This window comes from uncultured Corynebacterium sp., from assembly GCF_902782855.1.
Lineage (GTDB): Bacteria > Actinomycetota > Actinomycetes > Mycobacteriales > Mycobacteriaceae > Corynebacterium.
In genome coordinates this window covers 1-7,329 of record NZ_CACZOO010000195.1, presented here as the reverse complement: position 1 = coordinate 7,329, position 7,329 = coordinate 1, and the positions used below count along the sequence as shown (strand labels likewise).

The window sequence follows — 7,329 nt, the reverse complement described above, 5'->3', positions numbered from 1 at the left end:
TTCGGACGCTGACACGGGCTGCCCCATCCGCCGGTAGTACCGAGCGTGCAGCACCTGCGCCAGTAGTACCGGGAGGCGGAAGTCAGGTACCTGATTTCCGCCTCTCGGTACTACTGCCCTCCGGGCGAGCCACAGAGAAGGCAACTGAGTGGGGACGGAAGGTTGCGCAGCACGAGTGGAAGGCACGGGAACAGGGACGCGGGGTCAGCCCACCCAGAGCACGGAAGGCACGCCCCAGCCCCACCACGCACATCTTCACCCCAGCACCACCCAGCACCACCCAGCACCACCACGCACATCCCCACCACGCACATCTTCACCCCAGGCACCACCCCCTCCGCCAAATGTGGATGACCCGACACCGGTTATCCACATTTTCCCTACCCTCTGGTGCAGCGCCGCGTCGTCGGGTGAACTGACCGACCATGAACACTTTCACGGGGAAATCACCACGGGACTTGTGGCGTCGGGCGGAGCTGGAACGCCGACTGCCACCGGGGAACGGCCCGGAGTACACCCGCCGAATTCTGCCCCGTCGCGTACCGTTCCTCGGAGCGGGGGTCGTCGAGGCCCGGAAGCTGACCCGTCACGCACTCGAACGCGACTATCAGCAGGTCGCCCGCGGCATCTACTTCAAACCCCTCCCAGAAGACACTCCGCGCCAGGTCAGAGGCGATGACCCCGGCGGCTTTCCGGCGGACATCATCACCCGCGCCCGGGCCCAGTACCTGCGTCATCCCGACGCCGTCATCGGCGGTTGGCCGGCACTGGGTTTTCACGGGCTGCTGCACTGGGCTGATTCCGCCCCGGTCCTCCTGCTCCAGGACCGGCACGAGACCCGGGCGGTCAACAGTCGGCGGGCGGCGAAGAATCCGCTGCTCCCGGTGTTCCGGCGGTGGCATCCGAAAGTTCCCCGGGAGACCTGCACCCCCGACCCGCGGTTCCCGGAGCTGCGGTGCGTCACCGTCGCTCTGGCGGTCGCGCAGTGTCTGCGCACCGTATTCCGCCGTTCCCACGAATGGCCCGTCCCGGAGATCCCGGGACTTGAGGATGTGCAGGTCAGGGGCATTCTGTTGATTGATCACGTTCTGCAGTGCACCACTGTCGGCGTCGACGAGATCGCCCGGGCGTGCCGTCACCATGTCAGCGCCAGGCGTCTCGCCCCGGTTCTCGCGCTGGTGGACCACGGGGCGCAGTCGCCGCGGGAGACTCTGCTGCGGCTGGCGGTCCGCGATTCCCTGCCCGAGGGTTTCCGCTGGTCATCGCAGGTCCGCGTCTCCTGGGGACGCGGGAGGGGGAAGAGTTCGGTGCTCGATCTCGCCTGCGAGGAGCTGAAGATCGCGGTCTACTACGACGGCGCCTCGCACCAGGGTGCGGAGCAGACCGCGAAGGACATCGACCAGATCCAGGAGCTCAAGGACCTGGGGTGGGAGGTCCTCCGGGTGGACTCCGAGCTCTTCCGCGACCGGGCGAAGCTCCACCGGCTGCTGGACAACATGGTTGACCGTGCGTTCTCCGCCCATGAAGGACGCCAGGACGCCGCCTGACGCTTGATCCGTCAGCTGCCCCACCTCTCTCGTGCAGCTACCAGTACCGAGCTCAACCCCAGTGCAGCTACCAGTACCGTCACGCGGAAATCAGGTACCTGCAGACCGCGTGGCGGTACTGGTAGCGACAGTGAAGCCACCTCGGTACTGGTAGCTGCATCAGGGACAGATCCGGGAGCCTCAGAAATCCCGAGGACCCGCCGAACAACGAGCCGGCGAGCCGGCGAGCCGGTGGACCGGCGAGCCCTGCACACCAGGCCACCCACACCCCCACGTACACCGGGTCAGTCCCACGCACACCAGGCCACCCACACCCCCACGTGCACCGGGTCAGTCCCGGTACGCCTCCGCGCCCTTCGACGTCCCCTGGTTCAGCCACGCGTAGAGCCCGCCGACGAGCAGACCGCCACCGACGATGTTGCCGATCAACGCCATCCCCCAGTTGTCCAGCACGTTTGACCAGGTCAGGGAGTCAAGCACGGACCCACCCGACGCGAAACCGTCACCGAGGCAGAAGACGGACAGCGTGAACAGCGAGAAGTTCGCGATGACGTGCTCCAGCCCGAGTACCACGAACGCCCCGATGACGAACTGGGTGAACAGGAATTTGCCCGCGTAGTCCTTCATGATCAGCCCACCGATGATAGCGACGTTGACCAGGAAGTTCGCCAGGATGCCCTCCATCAGGACGCCCCACGGCCCCTTGGTCAGCTTCCCGTCCGCCAGTGTGGCGAGGAGGTGGTCGGCGCCGAGTCCGCCGAGTTTCCCGGACTGGCCGAGGATCACGGCGACGATGACCGCGCCGACCAGGTTCAGCACCACGGTCCACAGGATGATGCCCACGGCCCGCAGCCAGGAGATGTAGCCGCGCACCGCAGCGAAGGTCATGAACATCATGGTGCCGGTGGCCAGTTCCGCCCCGACCTGGAGAATCATCGCCAGCCCGACGAAGAAGCACATGCCGAACACGACGGCTCCGAGTCCGGGGGCGACCCCCTCGACAGCGTTTCCGGCGACGACGGAGAATGCCGTGCCGAGGGTCAGGTACACCCCGGCGAGGATCGCGCGCACCCCGTAGCGCAGCGGGTCGTCGGCGAACAACCTGGTCTTCTTGAGGATCGCCGTGTCGGCGGCGATGTTCACGCCACCTGCCGGTACGGCTGGAGTATCTGTATCTGCGGTTGTAACTGTCTCACTCACTCCGGTCAGACTACCCCCGGCGTCATGCCGTGCCGAACGCCCGTTGCGCCTCACCGTACGGTGCCCCCACACATGTCCGGGGAAGGACGCCATCTCCCGGACCACGGGTGCGCCTCACCACACCCCGCCCCGGGAGCGCACACGACCTCCGCGCACCGGGCCTCACCACACCCTGCCCCGGGAGCGCACAGGACCTCCGCGCACACCGCCCACCAGGTCTGCCCCCACCCCAACGCCAGCCGCAGCGACATCGGGGTCACCGTCGCCGATGGCTGACGCCACGGACCGAGCCCACGCTACAGCGGGTACACCACCACCACATCGCCGGGCACGGGCCGTTCACCGGCGGGCACGCGCAGCAGGCAGTCAGCGGTCACCGACTGGCCCAGCAGGTGCGACCCCGGTCCGCCGACGGCCTGCACCCGCACCGTGCCCGACACCACCGACCGCACCGCCCGGTGGAAGCAGTCCTTGTGCCCCTGACCTGTCACCGGGGCGTCCAGCAGCGCCGTCGACGCCGCCTGCGCCACTCCCAGCACCGGGGCGACGAACAGGCGGAAGCTCACTGCCGTGGACACCGGGTTGCCGGGCAGGCACACCACCGGCGTCCCCTCGAACACGGCGGTGCCCTGCGGCCCTCCGGGCTGCTGGGCGACATGCCCGAACCACGATCCCGGCAACGGGGACAGCAGCTGACGCACCACCTCGAACTTGCCGTGGCTGATGCCCCCGCTGGTCACGACGACCGTCGGGCGCGTCCGGCGGATCGCGGAGCGCAGCAACGCCCCGAACGCGGCCGGGTCATCGGTGGTGCGGACGTGCCCGACGACCCGCATCCGGTGCCGTTCGCACAGGGCGGTGAGCATCGGGGCGTTGGCGTCCCGGATCATCGCCGCACCGGTGGCAGCACCGTCGCCCCCACCGATCTCGTCGCCGCCGGTGCAGATCAGCACCCGCGCCGGTTCATGCACGGGCACGGTCGCGATGCCCTGTGCGGCTGCCACCCCGACGGTGCGCGCATTGACGGTATGGCAGGACGCCAGCAGCTCGTCACCGGCCGCGATGTCCGACCCACGGCGCCGGACGAACTGCCCGACGGGGGTCACGGGAACTGACACGGGGGCCCCGGTGGCGGGGAACTCCGGCGGTCCGCATCTCTCGACTGGTACCACGGCCACCGCGCCTTGGGGGATCTTCGCCCCGGTCATGACCGGTGTCACCGCGACCGTGGTGTCTCCGGCAGCCGGGCCGGGGAGTATCAGCGCCGGGTCGGCACCGGCGGCGACCGTCTCACCGACGACGAATGTGCCGCCCGCGAGATGGTGCGGGAACAGGGCGTACCCGTCCATCTGGGAGTTGTCGAAGCGGGGTGAGTCCTCGACGGCCGTCACGGCGCGCGCCAGGGGCAGTCCGAGAGCCTCGGCGACCGGCAGGTCCACGACCGGTCGGTCACCGATGAGCGCACGCACGGCGCCCTGATGCTCCTCGGGGGTCCGGGGTCGGCCTGCGCGCATGTTCTACCGCTTCCGTCTCAGCAGGGTGGTCGTGGCGATCCCGCCCACCACCAGCACGTAGATGCCGAGCAGCAGGATGCAGGCACCGAGCGCCTGGTCCATGTCGTTGGAGCTCAGCCCGAGTTCGATGAGCAGTGGGATCGTCCGGGTCTCCCCGGCAACGTTACCCGCGAAGGTGAGGGTGGCGCCGTACTCCGACAGTGCCCGGGCGAAACCGAGGACTGTGCCGGCGGCGATGCCCGGCCCGGCCAGCGGTACGGTGATGCGCCACAGGACCTGCCAGCGGGACGCCCCGTCGACCCGTGCCGCCTCCTCCACCACGGGCGGGACGCCACGCAGCGACGTCACTGTCGTGGAGACGAAGAAAGGCATCGAGACGAACACCTGCACCACGATCACGGCCAGTGACGTGAAGGCGACGCGCACACCGAAGGTGCCGTCCAGCCACTCCCCGACCAGCCCGTGGCGTCCCCAGAGGAAAACCAGCGCCAGTCCGGACACGACCGGTGAGAGGACCAGTGGTGCGTAGATGATGAGCTGGAGCGCATCGCCGGCGCGGGGGTGGCGCCGCATCATGTCGACCATCCAGATGCTCAACGGCAGACCGAGCACGATGCAGATCACCGTCGAGACCGTGGCGGTGGTCAGCGACAGGCCGAAGGCCTCGGTCGCCTCATCGGCGGTGACGAGCTCGACCGCGCGGTCCCAGGGGATGTTCAGCAGCAGCGCGACCAGGGGGCCGAGCAGCAGCAGGACTGCGACGAGGGCGACGATGACCAGCGCCGCGGGAACAGCCCGGGCGCTACGCCGGCGCACCGAACCCGTACTCCGCGAGGATCTCGCGGGCCTTGTCGGTCTGCAGCCAGGCGAGGAACTCCCCGGCGGTGCCGTTCTTCTGCCCCTCGGAGGTCAGTGCGGCCGGGTACCTGTTGTCCTCGAGGCCCGGGATGTCCAGGACGATGACGCGGCCCTGGGAGTCGGAGAGGTTGTTCTGCAGGGCGAGGGCATCGGTGGAGTAGATGAAGCCGGCGTCGACGTCACCGGTGGACACCTTCGTGGCGACGTCGGAGACATTGGCTTCCTCGGTCGGGGCCTTCAGGGTGATGCCCTGCTTGTCGAGGTACTCGTGGGCGAGGGTGCCGCAGGGCACGCCGTCGGCGCAGACGGCGATGCGGAGCTTGTCGTTGGTCTTCAGGTCGTCGAGGTCGGTGATGGAGCCGAGGTTGCCGGGGGCGGTGGCCAGGACGAGCCGGTTGGTGGCGATGACCTTCGGGTCGGCGCCGTCGAACTCTGCGAGGTCCTCGGCGGCGGCCATGTTCTTCTCGTCGGCGCTGATGAACAGGTCGGCGTCCGCACCCTGGCCGATCTGCTGGACGAGCTTGGAGGAGCCGGCGTAGTTCCAGGTGATCTCCGCACCCTCGTGGCCGTCGGCCGCGAACGCCTTGGCGAGGTCATCGCCGGCGTTCTTCAGGGAGGCTGCGGCGAAGACGGTGATCTCGCCGGTGGAACTGCCCGTGTCCGCGGCGGTGGCCGTCCCCTCACTCTCACTGTCCTTCTGCGAGTTGGAGCAGGACGCCAGCAGCAGTACGAGGGCCGCGAGCGCGGCGAAAAGTACGGCCGCCGCAGTGCGCGGGGCGCGCGACAGGTGGAGGGTACGGGTCATGGTGATTCCTCTCGACGGGGTTCTGCACAACGTCTCCCGTTGTCGCTCGGACGGCACCGGGGTTACAGTGGCCTACTGTAACCGGCGGTCGGACGCGGGACTTGTCGAGGCCCCTGACCTGCGGACGGAGCTGCCGAAGGCGCGTCCGGCGGTACCGGACGACTGTCCGACCGGAGTGCCCGGGAAGAGCCCGGGAGCAGACCAGAGAGAACCCGGAGAAAACCCGGAGAAAACCACGAAAGAACCACGAGAGAACCGCGAAAGGGGTTTCACCGCGTGACCACCGTCCTGCCGACCCCCGTGGTGCCCACTGGGCCCGCTGTGTCTTCCTCGTCCGTCGCGCCCCTCCCCACCCGGGAACTCGCCGACCGGTGGGGACGTGTCGCCGATGATCTGCGCATCTCCCTGATCGACAAGTGCAACCTGCGCTGCACCTACTGCATGCCCGCCGAGGGCATGGACTGGTTGCGGAAGGACAGGCTGCTCACCGCGGAGGAAGCCGTCCGCATCGCAGACCTGGGGGTGCGCGTCTTCGGTGTGCGCGACGTGCGCTTCACCGGCGGTGAACCACTGGTGCGCCGCGACCTGGCGGACATCATCGCCGGGGTGCGTCGGCTGCACCCGCGGATCCCGATCTCGATCACCACGAACGGCATCGGCCTGGACAGGCGCATCGACGACCTGGTGGACGCCGGCCTGACCCGCGTCAACGTCTCACTGGACACTGTCGACCGTGAGGCCTTCCACGAACTGACCCGCCGTGACCATCTCCCCCAGGTCATCAAGGGTCTGGCGGCGGCGAAGGCCGCGGGGCTCGAGCCGGTGAAGGTCAACGCGGTGCTCATGCGCGGCATCAACGACACCGGCGCCGCCGACCTGCTCGAATGGTGCATCGACCGTGGTTACCAGCTGCGGTTCATCGAGCAGATGCCGCTGGACGCCGACCACACCTGGGCCAGGGAGAACCTCGTCTCCGGGGCGGAGGTCCGTGCCCGGCTGTCGGAGCGGTTCGACCTGACCCCCGATCCGGTACCGCGCGGGTCCGCCCCGGCGCAGCTGTGGGAGGTCCGGGCGAGGGGGGCGTCCTCCGGGGCCGGTGCGGAGGAGGCACCGTTGGGCAAGGTCGGTGTGATCGCCTCGGTGACCGAATCCTTCTGTGCGGCGTGTTCGCGGACCCGCATCACCGCTGACGGGAAGGTGCGCAGCTGCCTGTTCTCCGGCGAGGAGACGGACCTGCTGTCGGTGATGCGCTCCGGCGCGTCCGACGAGGAGGTCTGCGACGTGTGGGCGTCCGCGATGCTGCTCAAGCCGCGGGCCTACGGGTCGGACGCGGTGACGCTCAACGACCCGGAGTACGTGCAGCCCGAGCGCACGATGAGCGCCATCGGGGGTTAGTTTCCGGCGG

At 68.8% G+C, this 7,329-nt stretch carries 6 protein-coding genes; 2 read left to right on the top strand and 4 right to left on the bottom strand.

The window, feature by feature from the left end; translation table 11 throughout:
* Nucleotides 1-425 precede the first annotated feature (425 nt).
* Nucleotides 426-1,547, top strand: a complete 1,122-nt coding sequence (locus tag QZV72_RS08495) for an endonuclease domain-containing protein (RefSeq protein ID WP_297007303.1) — start codon at nucleotides 426-428, stop codon at nucleotides 1,545-1,547.
* A gap of 330 nt (nucleotides 1,548-1,877) precedes the next feature.
* On the opposite strand, the gene QZV72_RS08490 is transcribed toward QZV72_RS08495, so the two are convergent.
* The 4 genes from QZV72_RS08490 to modA form a co-directional block, all read right to left on the bottom strand.
* Nucleotides 1,878-2,747, bottom strand: coding sequence for a formate/nitrite transporter family protein (locus QZV72_RS08490; RefSeq protein WP_297007300.1), 870 nt, complete (start codon nucleotides 2,745-2,747; stop codon nucleotides 1,878-1,880).
* 296 nt (nucleotides 2,748-3,043) lie between these two features.
* Complete coding sequence (locus QZV72_RS08485) at nucleotides 3,044-4,261, bottom strand: molybdopterin molybdotransferase MoeA (protein WP_297007297.1); 1,218 nt, start codon at nucleotides 4,259-4,261, stop codon at nucleotides 3,044-3,046.
* Nucleotides 4,262-4,264: 3 nt separating this feature from the next.
* Nucleotides 4,265-5,077, bottom strand: coding sequence for a molybdenum ABC transporter permease (locus QZV72_RS08480; protein ID WP_297007296.1), 813 nt, complete (start codon nucleotides 5,075-5,077; stop codon nucleotides 4,265-4,267).
* A complete protein-coding gene (gene modA / locus QZV72_RS08475; protein WP_297007293.1) occupies nucleotides 5,064-5,924 on the bottom strand; it encodes a molybdate ABC transporter substrate-binding protein in 861 nt (286 codons plus the stop codon). The genes QZV72_RS08480 and modA overlap by 14 nt, the downstream gene beginning before the upstream one ends.
* A gap of 321 nt (nucleotides 5,925-6,245) precedes the next feature.
* Between modA and moaA the strand changes: the two genes are divergently transcribed.
* Entirely contained in the window at nucleotides 6,246-7,319 is a 1,074-nt protein-coding gene (gene moaA / locus QZV72_RS08470) for a GTP 3',8-cyclase MoaA (RefSeq protein ID WP_297007290.1), read from the top strand.
* The last annotated feature ends 10 nt before the right edge of the window (nucleotides 7,320-7,329 follow it).

Bases quoted from the DNA above. Each gene is read 5' to 3' on its own strand.
- QZV72_RS08495 (WP_297007303.1), top strand. From the start codon at position 426: ATGAACACTTTCACGGGGAAATCACCACGGGACTTGTGGCGTCGGGCG.
- QZV72_RS08485 (WP_297007297.1), bottom strand. From the start codon at position 4,261: ATGCGCGCAGGCCGACCCCGGACCCCCGAGGAGCATCAGGGCGCCGTG.
- modA (WP_297007293.1), bottom strand. From the start codon at position 5,924: ATGACCCGTACCCTCCACCTGTCGCGCGCCCCGCGCACTGCGGCGGCC.